Origin of the sequence: Paenibacillus sp. BK033 (assembly GCF_004345425.1) — a bacterium.
Taxonomy (GTDB): Bacteria; Bacillota; Bacilli; order Paenibacillales; family Paenibacillaceae; genus Pristimantibacillus.
The window spans coordinates 84,984-104,753 of record NZ_SLVP01000005.1; the positions used below are offsets into that span (position 1 = coordinate 84,984).

Below are 19,770 nucleotides of genomic sequence, written 5' to 3' on the forward strand. Positions count from 1 at the left end.
CAATTCCTTATTCTGGTGACAAAGCAGGTCGCGGAATGGTAAAATACAGCCGACAAACTCACAATCGAAGGGATAAACCCAATGCAACTTCATTCCAATACCATTCTTATTACCGGAGGAGCATCCGGCATCGGTCTAGAGCTTGCCAGCCGCTTATCGGCCCTCGGCAACACAGTTATCGTATCCGGCCGGGATCAGGCCAAGCTGGATCAAGCGAGATTGCAATACCCTATGCTTCATGCGTTCCCTTGCGATGTTACGGAGCCCGAAGCTATCGCAAAGTTATACGACAGCGTAACCGCCCAATTCCCGGAGCTGAACATGCTAATAAATAATGCGGGATTGATGCGGAAAATCAATTTGCAGCGGAAGGAAGCCGATCTTCACGACATCAGCCGCGAAATCGAGACGAATCTGAGCGGCCCGGTCCGCATGGTGAACCAGTTCTTGCCCCATTTGTTAAAGCAGCCTTCCGCGGCCATTATGAATGTCTCGTCCGCATTGGCCTTTGTTCCATTCGCGATCTCGCCCGTATACGGGGCTACGAAAGCCGGCATTCATTCCTTTACCCGCTCTCTGAGGGTCCAGCTCAAGAACACGCGTGTTCGAGTGTTTGAGCTTGCTCCGCCATTAACGAAAACGACGCTGGTTGACGCGTTTGAAGCCAATGATATGAAGGGCAGCACAGCGATGGAGGTATCCGAGCTAGTTAATCATGTCATTAAAGCTATGGAGAAGGACCAGTTTGAAATCCGTCCGGGACAAAGCAATCTGCTTAAGCTGATGAGCCGGGTTGCGCCTAACTTTATATTCAAGCTAATGAGCAAATCGGTTGATGCCATGCACGCGGAATCAGGCAACTAAACCAAAAGACTCCTCACGGAGTCTTTTGGTTTAGTCTGTTGAATTAGCTTTCTTTTTTACCCCGATATCCGTAAGAAGTACCGCAGCCACCGCCAAAGATACCGCAGCTGCAAGCGATAATGACCAACAAGATGAACAGAACAAGAATGAAACCGGAAGATGCCATAAAGAATAAAACCTCCTAGTAATTTAGAATACACTATAGATTATGCTTCTAGGTTAGCAAGTGCTTGGACCTCTATCTCGTATATAGAAGACTATTTGGAATCATCCTGCCAGGATAAATGAGTTGGTAGGAAGTTTGACAGGCCATGCGAAAGCGAACAGAAGACCCCGTAAAGGGGTCTTCTGTTTCATGCATATATTTAGAGATTAACATTCATCAGCATTCATGGAGGCATGATGCTGCATGGATTAGTAGTAGCCTTTACCTGTACCTACGCCTCCAACTCCTGGATAGCCGCCGCCGCAGCCGCCACCCCAACCGCCTACAAAACCGCAACCGCAGACGATGATCACCAGCAAGATGAACAGCACAAGAATTGAACCAACGTTGTTAAATCCATGGCCAATACCTGACATAATTCACAACACCTCCTTACGTCTGGAGTATACTTTAATATATGTGGGGGGAGCGGATGTGATTGGGTATTTGCCTCGGAGGCATTTAACCAATTCCGTTTGCCCCTCCGGTACAGGAGTCAGGGCAAGACGATGGTCCATATTGAGCGTAAAAACCCCCGGATGAACGGATCAACCGGGGGTTCGCTTATTAGACGAGTTTCTTGCGGATCGCGCCGGAGATAAGGTCAATGATGGTGATCATGACGATAATCCCAAGCAAAATAATGCCGACACGGTCCCAATGGCGCGTGCTTAAAGCGAAGATGAGCGGAGTGCCGATTCCGCCTGCTCCAATAAAACCAAGGATGGTCGCAGATCGGACATTAATCTCAAACCGGTACAGCGTATAGGATAAAAAGCTTGGGAGCACCTGAGGCAGCACGGCGAACCATAATTGCTGGTACCGGTTGGCACCGGATGCAAGCAAGGCTTCTGACGGACCGCGGTCGATGCTCTCGATCTCCTCCGCATACAGCTTGCTCAGCATGCCGACGGAATGAATGCCAAGGGCGAGAACGCCAGCGAACGAGCCTGGACCAACGGCTTTGATAAAGAGGAGGGCCATAACGAGCTCGGGAAAGGTGCGCACAAAGCTCAAAACGATTTTACCCGACCCCGGAACCATCCGAAATCTGCTCATATTTCTGGCCGCCCAGAAGGCAAAAGGAAAGCTGACTATCGCAGAGATTATCGTTCCCAGAACCGAAATAGCCAGCGTATCCAGTAATCCCCGCAATAAATCCTCGCCGTCCGGCAAATACACATAATCCCAATCCGGCTGAAAAAGACCGGTAAGAATCGATTTCATAATGGTTCCCGCTGTTTCTTTAATGCCCGTAAAAGGCACGCCGCTAAATGCCCATACGTACACAGCGAGCAGAGCGGCGTAGAACAGCCAACGATAAGGATTTTTTTTCGGTTTTTGGATAATGACATTATTCACAGCAGTCTCTCCCTTAGCTTCGTACTGGCATAGTCAATAACAAGTACTACGGCAAGCGTAAAGAGGATGATGACGCTTGTCTTGTCGTATTCCAGGAAACCAAGCGTTGCTTCGTAATAAAGACCGATGCCGCCTGCGCCTACAAGACCCAATACGGCGGCGGCGCGAACATTAATCTCGAAGGTATAGAGCACGAAGGACATAAAGTTCGCCTGGATTTGCGGGACGACGCCGTACGCGATTTTTTGCGCAAAATTGCCTCCTGCGGCCGTAAAGGCTTCAAGCGGTCCTTGGTCGATGGTTTCAATCAGCTCGTACGTCAGCTTGGAGATAAGGCCCACCGAGAAGACGGTTAGAGCCAGAATCCCCGGAATCGGGCCCAAGCCGAAGACGGCTACAAAGATCGCGGCCAGAAGCAAATCCGGTACCGTGCGAACAAGATTAAGAAGAAACCGGGACGGATAATACAGCCAGCGGTAACGCGTCAGATTAGCCGCGCACAGCAAGGATACCGGAACGGACAATACCGCGCCAATCGTTGTGCCGATCAAAGCCATGCGAATCGTTTCGAGCATGCCGTGAACAATGTTGTCGAAGTAGCTCCAGCGCGGCGGGAACATTTCCTTCAGCAGATCCCACATATTGGGCATGCCGGTAATCAAGTCGGGAAGGGATGCTTCGGTTTGCTTGCCGCTCGCCCAGAGCAGAACAAGAATCAATGCGATGGTCAAATAATGCTTGATCCGGCCTGGCGGTTTGGGACGAGCCGTCTTTTGGGGCGCGGCGGGCTTCATATTGACGTGAAGACTCATACGACGACCTCTCCAAGCAGCTCGTCCCGCGCTGGCGGACGACCGTAAATTTCGGCGAACCGTTCATCCGTCGCTTCCGATACGGGCCCGTCAAATACTACCTCGCCGGCGCGGAGGCCGATAATCCGGGTCGCATACGTTCTGGCCAGATCGATGAAATGAAGGTTCACGATCGTCGTAATGCCAAGCTCCTGATTAATCTTTTTCAAATCGTCCATAACCTGTTTGGTCGTTAGAGGATCCAGGGAAGCAACAGGCTCGTCGGCCAAAATAATTTTGGCTTCCTGGGCAAGCACGCGGGCGATTGCGACGCGCTGCTGCTGGCCGCCCGACAACTCGTCGGCGCGGGAGTAAGCCTTTTCCGTAATGTTAACCCGGCTCAGCGCTTCAAAAGCCAGATCGACATCCTTCTTCGGGAACCGGCCGGTTAAGGTTCGGAGGGTAGAGTGATAACCAACTCTTCCGGCCAGAACATTGCGAAGGACGGAAGATCTCTTGACCAGGTTAAAGCTTTGGAAAATCATGCCGATATCCCGGCGGATCAGCCGAAGCTTCTTCCCTTTCGCTTTCGTAATCGATTGGCCGTTGATCAAGATCTCGCCTTCGGAAATATCATGGAGCCGGTTAATGGAGCGGAGTAGGGTGGATTTGCCGGCGCCAGACAAACCGACAATCGCGATAAATTCTCCTTCTTGAATGGTCAAGTTGATATGGTTTAACCCTTTGGTCTGGTTCGGGTAAATTTTCGATACTTGGCGAAGCTCGATCATGGGAACCCATCCTTTTAGAAAGTTTCGGTAACGGGACAAGCCAGTACAGGCCGCAGGCGGCGATGTACTGGCTTGTCCGATGCCTTAGTTGGCGTCAGTTGACGAAGAATAGAATACTACTCGGTTTTTACTTTTTCGTTGTATTGGCGCACGATGTCAAATACGCTGTCGCTTGATTTCACATAACCTTGGTGCGAATAGACGTCGAAAATGATTTGATGGCCTTCCGGGTCAGTGCCGATATCGATGAAAGCCTGCTGAATTTTAGCGACCCAATCCGCATTCATGTCGGAGCGAACGCTGATGGTATCGTTAGGGATTGGCTCCGTGAAAGTAAGAACGCGGGTATCTTCGAATACTTTCGGATAATCCTTCGATACGAGCGTGCGTGCATCCTGGAAAATCGCGGCGGCATCCACGTCGCCGTTTAATACAGCGAGAACGCCTTGGTCATGGCCCTTTACCGTAACCGGTTGAACGTCCTTCAGCGGGTCAAGACCCGCGTCCATCAGCGCGGCTGCCGGCCATACATAACCTGCGGAGGAAGTCACGTTCTGGTAAGCGATTTTTTTGCCTTTCAGATCCGCAACCGTTTTGATTGGCGAATCCTTCTTCACGATAATCATCGACTTATAATTGTCTACCAGCTCCGTAGTAGGAGCGCCTGTAGCGTCGTCTACGCCAAAACGCTGCGCTTGCAGCATAACCTCGGCTGCGCCTTTTTCTTTTGCAAGCACGTAAGCGGTAGGAGGCAGGAAGCCTACGTCTACCTTTTTCGAAGCCATAGCTTCGATGATGGTGTTGTAGTCGGTCGATACGCTTACTTTCACCGGAATGCCAAGCTTATCGCCAAGCAGCTTTTCAAGCGGCTTTGCTTTCGCTTCCAGCGTATCCGCGTTTTGCGAAGGGACGAATTGAACGGTCAGTTCGGTTGGAACATAACCTTCCGGAGCTTTGCTTTCTTCCGGCGTCGGGGTCTCGGACGGCTCGGTGGATGCTTCGTTTGACGGGCTTGCAGCGTTCGAGGCATTGTTGCTTGCGCTCGAGTTGCTGTTGTTGCCGCAGGCGCTAACCAATAAAGCGAGCAATAACAGCGGTAGGACGATCAAGTGCAGTTTCTTCACTTCCAGAACCCTCCAAAAATTTCTATATTTTAAATACTCGTCCACTATAGGTAATCTCTATTAACGGTAGGTCAATGGGGAGATAAGTATTTGTAAATACGCATAAAGTCGTATCTTGGCGTATAGGGCTCTGATACAATAGCGCTTATTCGAAAGGAGAGGAAGACGGACTGTGGAAAGAGAAAGCGTGAAATGCGTCATCCTGGTTACCAGCGATATACACGGTTATATTCAACCGGTGGATTACCGGACAAGAGAAGAGATTCCTTTCGGACTTGCCAAGCTGGCCACGCTTATTAAGGAAGAGAGAACGAAATGTCCGAATCTGCTGCTTATCGATAACGGAGATATGCTTCAGGGTTCGCCGTTCGCCGCTTACGCGGCAGCGCATGCCGCCGGCATTCATCCGTGCATTGAAGTCATGAACAGCCTTCAATATGACGCGGCCGTACCGGGGAATCATGAGTTCAATTATGGATTTGCCAAGTTGGCGAAAGCCGTTGAGGCTTCCCGTTTCCCCTGGTTATCCTCCAATCTTCTTACTAAGGAATCGGGAGTACCGGCATTAGGCCGTCCATATATCGTGAAGCGGATAGAGGACAAGCTGAAAGTGGTTATCCTTGGAGCTACGACGCATTATATCCCGCATTGGGAGAAAGGCAGTCATATTGAAGGGCTGGATTTCCGGGACACCCTTGAAGCCGTCACGGCATGGGTCGCCTACATACGGGAGCATGAGCAGCCGGATCTTCTCGTTGTCAGCTATCACGGAGGCTTCGAACGCGATTTGGACAATGGCCAAGCCACAGAGCGGTTAACCGGCGAGAACCAGGCTTACGCGATTTGCATGGAAGTCCCCGGCATCGATGCGCTAATTACCGGTCATCAGCACCGCTTGATCGCGGAGGAGCTAAACGGGGTGCTCGTTGTGCAGACGGGCAGCAACGGACAAGCTCTGGGACATCTTGCGTTTGAGTTCGAGCACGGCGATGACGGCTGGCGGACGGTTTCAAAGACGGCCCGGCTGCTTAAGCCGGAAGCGAATACGGCGGCGGATGAAGAGGTAGAAGCGCTAACCCGTGAGATGGAGAAAAGGACGCAGGATTGGCTGGACCAGCCTATCGGAACAACGGAAGGCGACTTGTCCGTACGCGATCCGTTTGAATGCCGAAGGTCACCGCATCCTTTCGTGCAATTTATTCATGCAGTCCAGCTTGAGGCGACTAGCGCGGAAATATCCGCTGCGGCTCTGCTTAGCGAAGAATCCAAGGGCTTTGGAGCTGTCATCACGGTAAGGGATGTGCTGTCGGCCTTTGTATATCCAAACACGCTAACGGTTCTTCGGTTGACCGGAGAGGATATCCGCTTGGCGCTTGAGCAGTCTGCCGCATACTTTGAGCTTGGGGCGGACGGAAAACCAGGTGTAAGCAAGGCTTATCTCCAGCCCAAAGCCCAGCATTACAATTACGACATGTGGGCGGGTATCGAATATGACATTGATTTGTCATTGCCGATTGGCAAACGCATTACAAGGCTTTTTCGAAACGGGAGACCGCTTGCTATGACAGCCGAATATTCCGTCGTCATGAACAGTTACCGCGCTGGCGGCGGCGGAAACTTCGATATGTTTAGAGGGAAGCCCGTTCTCTATGAAGGAGCGGAGGATATGGCCGACATCGCAGTTGGTTATATTCGTTCGAAAGGCCGGCTGACGGCATCAGAGGATCGAAACTGGCGGATAATGCGGTAGGAAACAGAAAGAGGGCTGCTCTTCCAGCGAAGAGTGGCCCTCTTTTTTCTGCGCTTACGGGTAAGCGTAAATGCTTTGATGTGAACAAATCGAACATAAATGCAATTAAATTTAAACAAAGGGCTTGAAAAACAAAATATACATGTTATATTAAATAACATCAAGTTGAAATAAAGTATGTAAGCTTACATTACGCAAACAACTGAATAGCCATTGTTCTCTAGGGTTCCGCAGCGATCTATTCCGCTGGCCTGGTCCGAGAGAGGACGCACAGCCGGCAGGCTGTGTCCACGGAGGGAGAAAAGCCCGGGAGGATATGAATAATATCTTCCCGCGGCTTTTTTTATTCTCCGGATTGAAACGCGTTCTGCCGCCTAAAGACGGCGAAGCCGTTTCGCCTGTTTGTCCAGAGAAAGGGAGGAGTATGGAGATGAAACAAGAAATTACTTTGCGCCAATCGCTTACGCTCGTTCAGGTCGTTGCTCTTGGATTGGCCTGGATGACGCCAATGATTTACTTCTCGGTATTCGGCATCGCTTACGACGCTTCGAAAGGAATGATAACGGAAGCCTACTCGCTCTCGATCGTTGCCATCTTCTTTACGGCGTACAGCTACAGCATTATGGCCAAGATCTTCCCGGGTTCCGGTTCCTCTTATACGTATGTCAAGAAATCGATGCATCCTATTCCCGGCTTTACGGTAGGATGGGCGATTCTGCTCGATTACTTGTTCTCCCCGATTATTGCCTGCCTGACCTTCGGCATTTATCTGAATGCCCAATTCCCTGCGGTTCCAGCCTATGTGTGGATCATTTTGCTGAATATTATTCTGGCAGTCGTCAACATTGCGGGAATAAAATTCTCCGCCAGCTTAAGCAAGCTGTTTGTACTCTTCCAAATTATTTTTATTGCCTTGTTCTGCGGATACCTGATGAAAGGCCTGTCTGGCGTGCATGACGTCGTGCTGCCGTTCACCCACATGGACACCGGACTGTCGACGCTGCTTGCGGGCGCTTCGCTGATCTGCTTCTCTTTCCTTGGGTTCGATACCGTGTCGACCCTGTCGGAGGAGACCATCGACGCGAAAAAGACGATCCCAAGAGCGATTATGCTCATCATTTTGATAGCGAGTATCCTCTACATTACAACATCCGTCCTGATTCAGGTAAGATATCCTAACCTGACCTTTAATAATCTGGACGCAGCCGGCTTTGAACTGATGAAGCTTGCGGGCGGGGCGGCATTAGGGGCGATTTTTACGACCGTTTTGATTTTTGCGATATTCACGCAAGGTCTGACATCCGTAACGAGCGTTTCCCGTTTGATGTACGTGCTTGGCCGCGATTCGATTCTGCCGAAAAAGTTTTTTGGAGCCCTGCATCCCAAATACCGTACCCCGGTTAACAATATCGTGCTTGTATCCGTCATTTCGCTTCTTGCCCTTGTTATCAGTCTGGATATGGCCGTTAAGTTCGTAAGCTTTGGCGCTTTAACCTCGTTTGCCTTTGTTAACATTTCTGTCATAGTGGAATGCTTCATCAAACGCAAACAGCGCTCGCTCAAGCAAACGTTCCAATATTTGATCTTCCCTTTGATCGGAGCGTCGTTCATTATTTGGCTCATCACGCTGCTTGACTCTCAAGCGCTGCTTCTTGGCTGCATTTGGCTCGTTTTCGGCGTTGCGTATTACCTGTTCCGCACCAGAAAGCTGCGCGCGGCGCAGGAAACGCCATCAGCTCCAATCTTCCCGGCAACGCCAGCGATCGAGACGGAATTTAAATAATTTTTATGTAATGTATATTGACACGGAAAATCGATCCACTTATACTTGCAATATGTTAGCAAACATCACATTTGAATAAGCTCCGGAATTGACGGAGCGAAAAAGCTGTCTAGGGTTCCGTTGACGGGTAAACGTCAAGTCTGGTCCGAGAGACGGCGTATGGCGGTAGCTTACCGAAGCAGCCCGGCCATATGACACGGAAGGACAAAAGCCTGGGAGATCATTCTCCCGGGCTTTTTTTATTCAAAGGGGGAAATAACGATGAGCAGCACTTGGAAAACATCGATTCGCGCAGGGGAAAAATGGTCGGGAGCCGTAAGCAAGGGCAAACAGATTCGCTTCACGGCTATGGAAGCAGGCGCGAACCTGTCGATTATGCTTTTTAACGCCAAGGATTTGACGGAACGCTACAATATGCCGGATTCGTTGAAGGCACAATATACCGCGCATTTGACGAAAGGGAATACGCTTATGAGCGATAACGGCAGAGTGCTTGCAAGCATCGTGGAAGACAGCCTGGGCTGGCATGATACGATCAGCGGCTACACGACAAGAGCGTTAACCGACCGCAAGTACGGCAAGACGACCTACCAGGAGCTTCGGAATGAATGGCTCCGGTCCGGACAAGAGAACTTCGCTGTCGAGCTAACGCGGAGCGGTCTTGGCTTGAGAGATATGTCGCCGGTTGTGAACTTGTTCTCCAAGGTGTATGTGGATGACGACGGGCAAATGCATTATGAGCTTGGTCATTGCGAGGCGGGCGCATCGGTCGTGCTTCGCACGGAGATGGACGTTCTGCTAGTCGTATCGAATACTCCTAATCCGCTTGATCCAAGAACGGAATACCCGGCAGTGCCGGTTGCGATTGAAGTGTCGGCAGCCGAACCGGTAAGCGAGGAAGATTATTGCTTGAACTTCAGGCCGGAGAACCGCAGGGCATTCGAGAATACATGGAGCTACCATCAATTGCTGGGGCTTTAATAGACGGAATATTAAGAAAAATCGATGCTTACGAAGCTGAATGGCTTCGCAATTCATTAAGTGGACGCTTACGAAGTATAAATGGCTTCGCAATTTATTTAAGGAGGATACAACCTATGGGAAGCTTTAACCGGGTAGAAAGCACGCGCTTGCCTGAGGCAGCGATTTATAACGAAGTAGTACTGGCAGGGGATGGCTGGATGCATGATCTGGAGCCTGGTCAAGTGCTCCGCATCGTGGATCTGGAGGGGAATCAAGCAGCGGATACGTTGTTCTTCGATGCGGATAATCCGGAGGATCATTACAGTGCCGTAGCTACGATGACGAATCAACAGAACATTTACCTGACCACCGGCTCGGTTCTGCTTGCCGAATCGGGCAAGGAACTGGTGAAGATCGTTGCGGATACCTGCGGCCGGCATGATACGGTTGGCGGCTCCTGCTCCGCTCAGAGCAATACCGTCCGTTACGCCCATGAGAAACTGCACATGCATAATTGCCGGGATACGTTCATGCTTCAGCTGGCACGGCGGGGCGAGCCCTACAGCAAGCGCGATTTGGCGCCGAACGTTAATTTTTTCATGAATGTGCCGGTTACGCCGCAAGGCGGCTTGAAATTCGACGACGGCGTTTCTTCGCCGGGAGCTTACGTGGAAATGCAATCCGTCGGACGGACGGCTGTTCTGATCAGCAATTGTCCACAGCTGAATAATCCGTGCAATGCCTATAATCCGACGCCGATTCGCGTCTTGATCTGGAACGACTAGCCATCTGGGGAGAAGGGGAGAGATTACATGTTTACTAAAGTACTGATTGCCAACCGGGGAGCAATTGCGGTTCGAATCGAAAGAACCCTTCGCAACATGGGAATTGCCTCCGTTGCCGTATATACGAAAGCCGACCAAGACAGCCTGCATGTAGACATGGCGGATGAAGCGGTGCTTCTGGGCGAAGGACCGGCTAAGGAGAGCTATCTGAACGCGGATCTTATTCTGCGGATTGCCAAAGACACCGGAGCGCAAGCTATCCATCCGGGTTACGGTTTCCTGAGCGAAAACGCGGATTTCGCCCGCGCATGCCGCGATAACGGCATTGTCTTTATTGGGCCTACTCCAGAGCAAATGGAAGCCTTCGGCCTCAAGCATTCCGCCCGCGAGCTGGCCGAGAAAGCAAGCGTTCCGCTCCTGCCCGGTACTCCTCTTCTGACCGAGCTGGATGAAGCGGTTGCCCATGCAGCCGATATCGGCTATCCAATAATTCTGAAAAGCACGGCAGGCGGCGGCGGAATCGGCATGCGGGTGTGCACGGACGAAGAAGCGCTGCGCGTTGCCTTCGATAGCGTGCGCCATCTTGCGGAGGCTAACTTCAAGAACGGCGGCATGTTCCTCGAGAAATATATTGCGAAAGCGCGCCATGTGGAGGTACAGATCTTCGGTAACGGCAATGGCGAGGTTGTAGCTCTCGGCGAACGGGACTGCTCGGTGCAGCGCCGCAACCAGAAGGTTGTCGAGGAAAGTCCGGCTCCGCAATTCCCGGAGGAGGTGCGGGCTGAAATTCTTGCCTGCGCGAAGCGCCTTGCGGCCGTGGCCGGTTACCGCAGCGCGGGAACGGTTGAGTTCCTGTACGATCCTTCGAGCTGCAAGTTCTACTTCCTTGAAGTAAATACCCGCCTGCAGGTGGAGCATGGCGTAACCGAGGAAGTGCTTGGTCTTGATCTCGTGGAGTGGATGCTGAAGGAAGCGGCGGGAGAGCTGAACGGATTGGAAGCTCTTGTTCCGGAGTCCAAGGGTCATAGTATTCAGGCCCGCATCTACGCGGAGGATTGCTTGCAAGGCTTCCGTCCAAGCGCGGGTCAGCTGGATCAGGCGTTATTTTCCGGCGAAGCCCGTACGGAAACTTGGGTTCGCGACGGCATTACGGTAACCACGCTGTATGATCCCATGCTCGCTAAAGTAATCGTGCATGGCGAGAACCGCGAGGATGCCATTGCCAAGCTGAAACATGCTTTAAACGAGACGCGTTTTTATGGCATTACGACGAATCTGCAATATGTTCAGGCGCTTCTCGACGAGAGTCGGTTCCTTGCAGGCGATGTATATACGCAGCTGTTAAACGGATTTGCCCCGGCAGAGTCCGCGCTTGAAGTGTTGGACGGCGGCGTTCAGACAACGGTTCAAGACTATCCGGGCCGGGTAGGCCACTGGGATGTAGGCGTACCGCCATGCGGACCGATGGATCCGCTTGCCTTTCGGATCGGCAATAAGCTGCTCGGCAACGCGGATCAAGCGAGCGGTCTCGAGCTGACGCTGCGCGGCGGCTCGTATAAATTCCGTGAGAGCATGCTGTTCTGCGTAACCGGTGCTGATATGAAGCCGGCTCTGGATGATGAGGCAATTCCAATGTACACGCCGGTAAGGGCGGAACGCGGACAAGTGCTAAGCTTCGGTGAGTCGGAGGAAGGTCTGCGCACGTACCTCCTGATCGAAGGAGGATTTGACATGCCGCTTATTCTGGGCAGCGCGTCAACGTTTACGCTTGGCGGCTTTGGCGGTCATGGCGGCCGCGCGCTGCGAACCGGCGATGTCCTTGGCGTGAACCGCCAACAAGGAACGACGGAGAGCTTAGTTAAAGCTTCGCTCCCTGCAAAGCTGCAGCCGTCAATTTCCCGCGAGTGGACGATTGGCGTTATTCCGGGGCCGCATTGCACAAGCGAGTTTCTGAAGCCGGAGTATTTGGAGCAGCTTGCGAAAACAAGCTTTGAGGTTCACTTCAACAGCTCGAGAACCGGCGTGCGGCTGATCGGTCCGGCTCCGCTGTGGGAGAGAGAAGACGGCGGGGAAGCGGGCCTTCACCCATCCAATATTCACGATAATGCCTATGCGGTCGGAACGCTCGACTTGACCGGCGATATGCCGATTCTGCTTGGTCCGGACGGACCTAGCCTCGGCGGCTTCGTCTGTCCGGTAACAACGGCTTCGGCCGAGTTCTGGAAGCTGGGCCAGCTTCATCCGGGCGATAAAGTCCGCTTCCAGCTAGTAACGCTGGAAGAAGCGGAGGAGCTTCGCAAGCGGCAGGAGCAACTGCTGGACGCAATTGGGCAAGGGCGTGCCAATGAGCTTCAAGCTGGCGGACTGCCGGCGGCGCATGATGCCTTTTCGCCGGAATATCCGGTTCTGTACCGCGAGGCCGCAGGGCGCAAGTTCCCGATTACCATCCGCTGCAGCGGCGACGAGAATCTACTTGTCGAGTACGGTTCCCTGGAGCTGGATCTTCTGCTTCGCTTCCAGGTGCATGCCCTTGTAGAAGCGATCCGCGAGAACGGCGTTATTCCGGTGCTTGATCTTACGCCTGGCGTCCGTTCGGTGCAGGTGCATATCGATGCCTCGCGGATGAGCGTCCGCGAAGCGGCCAAACAGCTGCTTGCCATTGACGGCGGCCTGCCGCCGCTCGAATCGAGACGCGTACCGTCCCGTATTGTCCGACTGCCCTTATCGTGGGATGATCCGGCTACGCAGCTCGCGATTGACCGTTACCAGCAAAATGTTCGCCCGGATGCGCCTTGGTGCCCGAGCAATCTGGAGTTTATCCGACGCGTGAACGGCCTTGACAGCATCGATGATGTTCAGCGCATTGTATTTGACGCCAGTTACCTGGTGCTTGGTCTCGGCGACGTCTATCTTGGCGCGCCTCTGGCTACGCCAATCGACCCGCGTCACCGGCTGGTAACAACGAAGTACAATCCGGCCCGCACCTGGACGCCGGAGAATGCCGTCGGCATCGGCGGAGCTTACATGTGCGTGTACGGCATGGAAGGCCCTGGCGGCTACCAGTTTGTTGGCCGTACGATCCAAATGTGGAACAAGCTGCGTTCGACGGAAAGCTTCAAGGCCGGCAGGCCGTGGCTGCTCCGCTTCTTCGACCAGATTCAATTTTACCCGGTTACGGCTGAGGAATTGCTGCAGCTGAGGGAGGATTTCCCGCGCGGCAGGTTCGAAGCGGATATTACGGAAACCACGTTTGACCTTGGCCAATATCTGCAATTCCTGGAATCCATCGAGGAGAGCGCGGATAAGTTCCGGAGCCGGCAGCAAATGGCATTTAATGAAGAAAGAGAGCGCTGGAAGGAGCTTGGACTTGCCGAGTACGTGTCGGAGCAGGATTCCGCGAAGCCGGTCAGCGACGAAGAGCTGCCTTCTGACGTGGATGCCATGAAATGCTCCATGCCGGGCAGCGTTTGGAAGGTGCTTGTAAGTACGGGCGATGCGATCAAGAAAGGCGATGCGCTTATTATCGTAGAATCGATGAAAATGGAGTTCTCGCAAAATGCTCCGTTTGACGGCATTATTCATTCCGTGCATGTTAAGCCGGGGGACGGCGTTAATGCCGGCCAATTGATTGTTGGCATTTCGAAACTAGCGGAAAGAGAGCTGACCCGTATATGAGCGAACTTCAATCGGTATTGACCATTTCCTGGCTTAGAGAGCAATACTTAAACAGTACGCTAACGCCTTCGCAAGTGATTGAGTCCATTATTGAACGTGCCGAAGCCGATAAAGAAAAGCATATTTGGATAACGCCGCCGTCGCTGGCTTACATCCAGTGTTATCTGGACCAACTGCAGGAGCTGGATCGTGTGCAGCTGCCGCTGTGGGGAATCCCGTTTGCGGTAAAAGACAACATCGACGTCGCCGGCATGCCCACAACGGCCGGCTGCGAAGAATATTCGTACCTGCCTTCCGCCCACGCGGCGGTTGTCGAACGACTTATCCAAGCAGGCGCAATCCCGGTCGGCAAAACGAACCTCGACCAGTTCGCAACCGGGCTGGTCGGGACCAGAAGTCCCTACGGCGATACGCATAATTCGCTGCGTCCAGAGCTAATCAGCGGCGGCTCCAGCTCGGGTTCTGCCGTGTCTGTCGCTTTGGGGCATGCGGTATTTTCCCTTGGAACGGATACGGCCGGCTCCGGCCGGGTGCCTGCCGCGCTGAATAATCTGGTTGGTCTGAAACCAAGCGTTGGCGCATGGCCGAGCAAAGGGGTTGTTCCGGCTTGCGAAAGTCTGGATTGCGTGACGGTATTTGCCCATAATCTCGAGGATGCGGAGCTGGTGGACCAAGTTGTCCGGGGCATTCATGCGGATGATCCATGGTCGAAGGAGATACCGGCTGGCAAGCGCAAGCTCCCGGCAAAGCTGCTTCTTCCGGGTGGTCCCTTGACTTTTTATGGACCGTTTGCCGATTCGTACCGCTTGGCTTGGGAGAAATCCGTAAACAAGCTTAAGGCGATCAAGCTTCCGGTTGAATACGTCGATATTCAATTGTTCCAGGCTGCGGCCGCCTTATTATATGAAGGTCCATGGGTAGCCGAGCGCTGGTCGGCGCTGGGAAGCTTCATTGAGGCCCATCCCGGCGTTACGTTTCCGGTAACGGAGAAGGTACTCCGCAGCGCGACTAAGCCGGAATTTGACGCGGCATCCGTGTTCACCGCCTTTCACAAGCTGCAGGGCTATAAGCTGGAAGCCAAAAAGCTGCTTCAAGACGCGGTGCTGATCATGCCGACGGCAGGGGGAACGTGGACTCGCGAGCAAGTCGCGGCTGACCCGGTCAGCACGAATAGCGCGATGGGGCTGTATACGAATCACTGCAACCTGCTGGATCAAAGCGCGCTTGCCGTTCCTTCCGGCGATGCGGCACCGGATTTGCCGTTTGGGATTACGCTGTTTGCGGCATCGGGTGAGGAAGGGATGCTGTTCCGTTTGGCCGAGACTATTCGGACGGCGCAAGAATCTCAGCCATCTACGCTTGTGGCTGTTTGCGGCTTGCATATGCGAGGTTTGCCTCTGGAACGCCAAATGCAGGAGCATGGGGCCGTTTTTATCCGCGAGGACCGGACTTCACCGACTTATAAGCTGATGAAGCTTCAGACGATTCCGCCCAAGCCGGGGCTGCTAAAGCTGCCGCAGGGCGGGGCGTCCATTGAAGTAGAGGTATGGGAGATGCCTATTGCCACGTTCGGAGCCTTCACGGCTGCTATACCGGCGCCGCTTGGGATTGGCAAAGTTGAGCTCGCTGACGGCAGTATCGTACCAGGCTTTATCTGCGAGGCTTACGGAACGGTTGATGGCGAGGACATTACTGCCTATGGAGGCTGGAGAAAAGCGCTTGCCGCCATTGCCGAAGCGAAAGCGAAAGCGGAAGCAACGCTGTAACTCGATTGACTGCAAGAATAGCGAACTATTATAATTTAAGAAGACAGACGCACTTCTCCCTTGACGGAAAGTGCGTTTTCTTTTTCCGGGAGGGGAAAGGCTTGCTATCAACCAAGTTTATATCATTTCCTACCCATCAGGAGTAGGGAAGGAATCGGGCGTGGAGAACCGGCATATTGTAAATAACAACAGCCGCTCTATTGAACAGGTCATAGAGATGAATATCTCTGGCGAACGGTATATACTGTAGGTAGGGCGTGCATAAAGAGGTGGCCAATGAGAGGTCTGGAAGTTATTTATACTTATATGGAGAAGCTTGATCAGTATACTATAGAACAATTACGTTACCGGAAGAAGCCCGGAACCTGGTCCATCGGCCAGGTCTATTCGCATATCATTGATGTTGCTCTTGAATATCTGGACAATATCAGGCAATGCGAAGAGTCCTGCAGCGAGCAGCCGCTCGGCAAAACGGAAGCAGGGGAGAGATTGTTCGGAGAGGGAGCTTTTCCGCCGGTTAAGATCAAGTTGCCGGAAGGCATGGAGTACAGTCCTAACGACGCGAAAAATAAAGCCGATCATCTTCATGATCTGAATCAATTAATAGATAACATAAGGGCTTGGGATTTGCGGATTGCCGCCATTCCTCCTTCCTATAAGGTGAGACATGGAGGATTTGGCTGGTTGAATGCCAGAGAGTGGCATGATCTGATCGACATGCATACCCGTCATCATTTACGACAAATAAAGGAGATCGAGGAACAATGGAACAAAGTGACAGTCGACAGGTGAGCAGAATATGAAGGGGCTAATCGATCCGGACAGACGTATCGCAGACCTGGTCAAACAGGTCGATCATCGCGTCCTGGCTTTATGGGCGGCAGATTGTGCCGACCGCGCCCGTCCATGCTTCGAAGTTGTCCTCTCCGAGGATAACCGGATGCGGGAGGCTATTCTTGCAGCCCGCGCCTGGTCGCGAGGCGAGCTTCCGATGTCCTCCGCGCGCAAGGCGGCAACTGCCGCGCATACCGCTGCTCGGGATGTCATTGCCGCGAGCAGCGCAGCATCCCGTGCCGCCCGGGCGGCCGGTCATGCGGCCGCAACGGCCCATGTTGCCAGTCATGCGGTGCATGCCGCGTCTTATGCGGCTACGGCCATCCGGGATCTGGCTGATAAAGCGCAAGCCAAGCTTATTGCCGATCAGGAGCGGGAATGGCAATACATGCGCCTTATTGAATTGCTTGAGCAGTTAAGATAAAGGAGTATAAGAACGTGCAAATCGGCGAGATTCAAGAGATTTACCGTTATCCGGTGAAATCGTTTGCGGGCGAGAAGCTTGAGCATTGCGCTATCGAAGAGTACGGCATGCTCGGTGACAGGTTTGTCACCTTTTACGATGAGACGAAGAAGGATTGGCATAAATATATAACGGCAAGGAACATCCCTAATCTATTGAACTATCGGGCGACGTTCCAGAATGGGGAAATCCGGATTACGGGACCGGACGGGCAAGAGTACGGCTGGGATGAACGGCTGCTGGAGGAGGTCCAGGGCCAGACAAAGACAAGGCTGTCGATGTCGGCTATGAAAGAAGCGCATCCCGAGCATCCGCAGCTGCTGTCCGTGGACGGAGCGAGTATTCTGATCATTACGGACAGCTCCTTGAACAAGCTTCAGCAGACTTGGGGCAAGGAGCTTGACGAGCGCCGTTTCCGTGCCAACTTCGTGGTTAAGGTCGCGGACGACTCGATTACCGAAGGAGAATGGATCGGCCGAAGGCTGAAGATTGGCGATGCGCGGCTGCAGGTGGACAGCTTCTGCCAGCGCTGCGTGCTCATTACCATGAATCCGGACACGCAAGTCAAGGATCCTTCTTTGCTTCGAAAAGTGAACGAAGAGTTTAACCTGCATTTCGGCGTATACGCTTCTGTCGTCAAGACCGGCACCGTCAAGCAAGGTGATAAGGTGTTTCTGGATTAAATCCTCAAACAAAAATAGACCGCGGACATCCATCCGCGGTCTATTTTTGTTATTGAACGTACTTCCCATGCTCCGGAACGGCCAGGATATCGAAATTGCGCGCCAGATTTTCCAGACTGCTCGCGAGCAAATCTCCCTTTATCGGCATCCCGTGCCCGGTAACGGCAACGGCCGGTTTTAGAGCCTCGAGCTTGCGGACCGATTCGGAAGCCGCCTTCCAATCCGTCGTTAAGTAGCGAGGAGGGCCGCTTACTTCAAGCTCTTGCGTAATGACGCTCCACATCGACTCTTGCTTAACGGTTACGAAAGCATCCCCTGCGAGCAAGGTCCGGTCACTGTCCCTGAAGAAGGATACATGTCCCGGAGAATGCCCGGGGGTAGGAATCCACCGCCATCCCGCCAGATGGGGGACGGAGCCGTCTTCCGGCAGAGTTGCTATATGGAGTCCTAAATCGATAGCCTCGATCGGAAAAAAAGGGGACAGCTTCGCAACAAGCCCGCTGTCTACCGTAGGGTCAGGCTCCGGATAATTGCGCTGGCCGGTGAGATATGGAAGCTCAAGCGGATGGGCGTATACGGGAACCTTCCAATGGCGAACCAGCTCCACAACCGATCCGACATGATCGAAATGTCCATGCGTCAGAAGAATAGCGTCCGGTCTTGCTCCCGGACCAAAGCGTTTTTCTGCTTCCGCGATGATCGTATCGGCAGCATGCGGCATGCCGGCATCGACGAGGACCCAGTTTTTTTGTCCGGGCAGCCCTATAAAACAGACATTCACGATTTGGACGGTCAGACCGTACAAGTCGGGCAGAACCTCCTGGCCCGTACCGCTCTTTATTGAAGTAACCGGGAGGTAATGATAATCCTCGCCGTAAGACATCTCTTCATGCTCTTGCATCGGTATCCCTCGCTTTCCTGATTGCCCGTAATTTGTCCCATTCCCCGGCAAATCATTACCATCGAATGAATTACTTTCTTAAGACGCATGCTATTATCGCTTAAGCCAACTAAAGGAGGTTTCACCTTGTATTTCTACAAACAAGATTTGATTAACATGATTGTACCGGATAAACCGGATCCGGCCGCAGCTAAAGTGCTGCAGGAGGCTTTGGGCGGTCATTACGGCGAGATGCGTACGATGATGCAGTATTTTTTCCAAAGCACGAACTTTAGAGGGAAAGCGACGCAATACCGCGACTTGATTAGAGGCGTGTTCTTGGAGGAAATCAGCCATGTCGAGCTGGTGCAGACAACCATTAATCAACTCTTGACTGGTTCAGGCGAAGAAATTCCGGGTAATGCTGGTGTAGACAATGCTCCGCTTGACGAGGCGGTGAAGCATGCGAACCCGCATCACTTTATTGTTGGCGCACAGGGTTCTTTGCCGGTAGACGCAGGCGGCAATCCCTGGCTTGGCAATTATGTTTATAATCACGGCAACTTAATTGCCGATCTTCTGGACAATCTTCTGCTTGAATCAACGGGCGTACTCCAAAAATCCCGGATCTACGAGATGAGCTCGAATAAAGCCTTCCGGGAAACCTTGGCTTTCCTGATTGTCCGGGATAATGCCCATCAGAATGCGTTTGCCAAGGCTTTGGAAACCTTAGGCGTCAATTGGGGCAATTTATTCCCCGTACCGAATTACGATATTAACAAATATCCGGAATGCCGGAAGTACGTGGAAATGGGCTTTCATAACGCCCAATTCAACTTCCGGTTGGACGAGACGAGAATAGGCGAGATCTTTACCGGAAAATCGCCAAGCCGCAACGGCGGGGATCTGCAAGTTGTGCCTCCGCCAAACGGTTATCCGGTACCATACAATCCCGAGCTGCCAAATGAGCATGCTCCCGGACTGACGGACATGGGCAGGTAGCAGAAAGAACGGAAGGGATCGATCGCATTACGCGGCTGGTCCCTTTTGT

The 19,770-nt window shown here is 52.7% G+C and carries 18 protein-coding genes and 2 riboswitches; of the genes, 11 read left to right on the forward strand and 7 right to left on the reverse strand.

What is annotated here, in order from left to right:
• Window positions 1-81: 81 nt before the first annotated feature.
• Window positions 82-864: an SDR family oxidoreductase gene (locus tag EV294_RS17740; protein ID WP_132309116.1), complete on the forward strand. Its 783-nt coding sequence runs from the start codon at window positions 82-84 to the stop codon at window positions 862-864.
• A gap of 43 nt (window positions 865-907) precedes the next feature.
• Here EV294_RS17740 and yjcZ read toward each other — a convergent pair whose 3' ends face one another.
• The 6 genes from yjcZ to EV294_RS17765 all read right to left on the reverse strand — a co-directional run bounded on the left by yjcZ (window position 908) and on the right by EV294_RS17765 (window position 5,137).
• Window positions 908-1,030 (reverse strand): sporulation protein YjcZ, encoded by a 123-nt coding sequence (yjcZ, locus tag EV294_RS17745; protein ID WP_132309118.1) that lies wholly within the window; start codon window positions 1,028-1,030, stop codon window positions 908-910.
• A gap of 248 nt (window positions 1,031-1,278) precedes the next feature.
• Window positions 1,279-1,446 carry a hypothetical protein gene (locus EV294_RS30340; RefSeq protein ID WP_165930718.1) on the reverse strand — a complete coding sequence of 56 codons (168 nt, stop codon included), beginning with the start codon at window positions 1,444-1,446 and terminating at the stop codon, window positions 1,279-1,281.
• Between the two features lie 190 nt (window positions 1,447-1,636).
• Window positions 1,637-2,431 carry a phosphonate ABC transporter, permease protein PhnE gene (gene phnE / locus EV294_RS17750; RefSeq protein WP_132309120.1) on the reverse strand — a complete coding sequence of 265 codons (795 nt, stop codon included), beginning with the start codon at window positions 2,429-2,431 and terminating at the stop codon, window positions 1,637-1,639.
• The gene (gene phnE, locus EV294_RS17755; protein ID WP_165930747.1) at window positions 2,428-3,225 is read right to left on the reverse strand and encodes a phosphonate ABC transporter, permease protein PhnE; all 798 of its coding nucleotides are present in this window, start codon (window positions 3,223-3,225) and stop codon (window positions 2,428-2,430) included. The genes phnE (EV294_RS17750) and phnE (EV294_RS17755) overlap by 4 nt, the downstream gene beginning before the upstream one ends.
• A 14-nt stretch (window positions 3,226-3,239) precedes the next feature.
• The gene (gene phnC, locus EV294_RS17760; protein WP_132309124.1) at window positions 3,240-4,013 is read right to left on the reverse strand and encodes a phosphonate ABC transporter ATP-binding protein; all 774 of its coding nucleotides are present in this window, start codon (window positions 4,011-4,013) and stop codon (window positions 3,240-3,242) included.
• Window positions 4,014-4,129: 116 nt separating this feature from the next.
• The gene (locus EV294_RS17765) at window positions 4,130-5,137 is read right to left on the reverse strand and encodes a phosphate/phosphite/phosphonate ABC transporter substrate-binding protein (protein ID WP_132309126.1); all 1,008 of its coding nucleotides are present in this window, start codon (window positions 5,135-5,137) and stop codon (window positions 4,130-4,132) included.
• Between the two features lie 172 nt (window positions 5,138-5,309).
• Between EV294_RS17765 and EV294_RS17770 the strand changes: the two genes are divergently transcribed.
• The 9 genes from EV294_RS17770 to EV294_RS17815 all read left to right on the forward strand — a co-directional run bounded on the left by EV294_RS17770 (window position 5,310) and on the right by EV294_RS17815 (window position 17,839).
• The gene (locus tag EV294_RS17770) at window positions 5,310-6,887 is read left to right on the forward strand and encodes a bifunctional metallophosphatase/5'-nucleotidase (RefSeq protein ID WP_132309128.1); all 1,578 of its coding nucleotides are present in this window, start codon (window positions 5,310-5,312) and stop codon (window positions 6,885-6,887) included.
• Between the two features lie 209 nt (window positions 6,888-7,096).
• Window positions 7,097-7,202: riboswitch (guanidine-I (ykkC/yxkD leader) on the forward strand.
• Between the two features lie 115 nt (window positions 7,203-7,317).
• On the forward strand, window positions 7,318-8,670 hold the full coding sequence (locus EV294_RS17775) for an APC family permease (protein WP_132309130.1): 1,353 nt from the start codon (window positions 7,318-7,320) through the stop codon (window positions 8,668-8,670).
• Between the two features lie 98 nt (window positions 8,671-8,768).
• A riboswitch (guanidine-I (ykkC/yxkD leader) is annotated at window positions 8,769-8,891 on the forward strand.
• 40 nt (window positions 8,892-8,931) lie between these two features.
• The gene (locus EV294_RS17780) at window positions 8,932-9,651 is read left to right on the forward strand and encodes an urea amidolyase associated protein UAAP1 (protein ID WP_132309132.1); all 720 of its coding nucleotides are present in this window, start codon (window positions 8,932-8,934) and stop codon (window positions 9,649-9,651) included.
• A 116-nt stretch (window positions 9,652-9,767) separates the two neighbouring features.
• Window positions 9,768-10,418 carry an urea amidolyase associated protein UAAP2 gene (locus tag EV294_RS17785; RefSeq protein ID WP_132309134.1) on the forward strand — a complete coding sequence of 217 codons (651 nt, stop codon included), beginning with the start codon at window positions 9,768-9,770 and terminating at the stop codon, window positions 10,416-10,418.
• Between the two features lie 27 nt (window positions 10,419-10,445).
• Window positions 10,446-14,093 (forward strand): urea carboxylase, encoded by a 3,648-nt coding sequence (gene uca / locus EV294_RS17790; RefSeq protein ID WP_132309136.1) that lies wholly within the window; start codon window positions 10,446-10,448, stop codon window positions 14,091-14,093.
• The gene (gene atzF / locus EV294_RS17795; RefSeq protein ID WP_132309138.1) at window positions 14,090-15,859 is read left to right on the forward strand and encodes an allophanate hydrolase; all 1,770 of its coding nucleotides are present in this window, start codon (window positions 14,090-14,092) and stop codon (window positions 15,857-15,859) included. The genes uca and atzF overlap by 4 nt, the downstream gene beginning before the upstream one ends.
• 276 nt (window positions 15,860-16,135) lie before the next feature.
• Window positions 16,136-16,651, forward strand: coding sequence for a DinB family protein (locus EV294_RS17805; protein ID WP_132309142.1), 516 nt, complete (start codon window positions 16,136-16,138; stop codon window positions 16,649-16,651).
• A 7-nt stretch (window positions 16,652-16,658) separates the two neighbouring features.
• Window positions 16,659-17,117, forward strand: coding sequence for a putative immunity protein (locus EV294_RS17810; RefSeq protein WP_132309144.1), 459 nt, complete (start codon window positions 16,659-16,661; stop codon window positions 17,115-17,117).
• A gap of 14 nt (window positions 17,118-17,131) precedes the next feature.
• Window positions 17,132-17,839: an MOSC domain-containing protein gene (locus EV294_RS17815; protein ID WP_132309146.1), complete on the forward strand. Its 708-nt coding sequence runs from the start codon at window positions 17,132-17,134 to the stop codon at window positions 17,837-17,839.
• Between the two features lie 49 nt (window positions 17,840-17,888).
• Here EV294_RS17815 and EV294_RS17820 read toward each other — a convergent pair whose 3' ends face one another.
• The gene (locus EV294_RS17820; RefSeq protein ID WP_243711696.1) at window positions 17,889-18,740 is read right to left on the reverse strand and encodes an MBL fold metallo-hydrolase; all 852 of its coding nucleotides are present in this window, start codon (window positions 18,738-18,740) and stop codon (window positions 17,889-17,891) included.
• An 87-nt stretch (window positions 18,741-18,827) separates the two neighbouring features.
• Between EV294_RS17820 and EV294_RS17825 the strand changes: the two genes are divergently transcribed.
• Complete coding sequence (locus EV294_RS17825) at window positions 18,828-19,721, forward strand: manganese catalase family protein (RefSeq protein WP_481856080.1); 894 nt, start codon at window positions 18,828-18,830, stop codon at window positions 19,719-19,721.
• Window positions 19,722-19,770 lie beyond the last annotated feature (49 nt).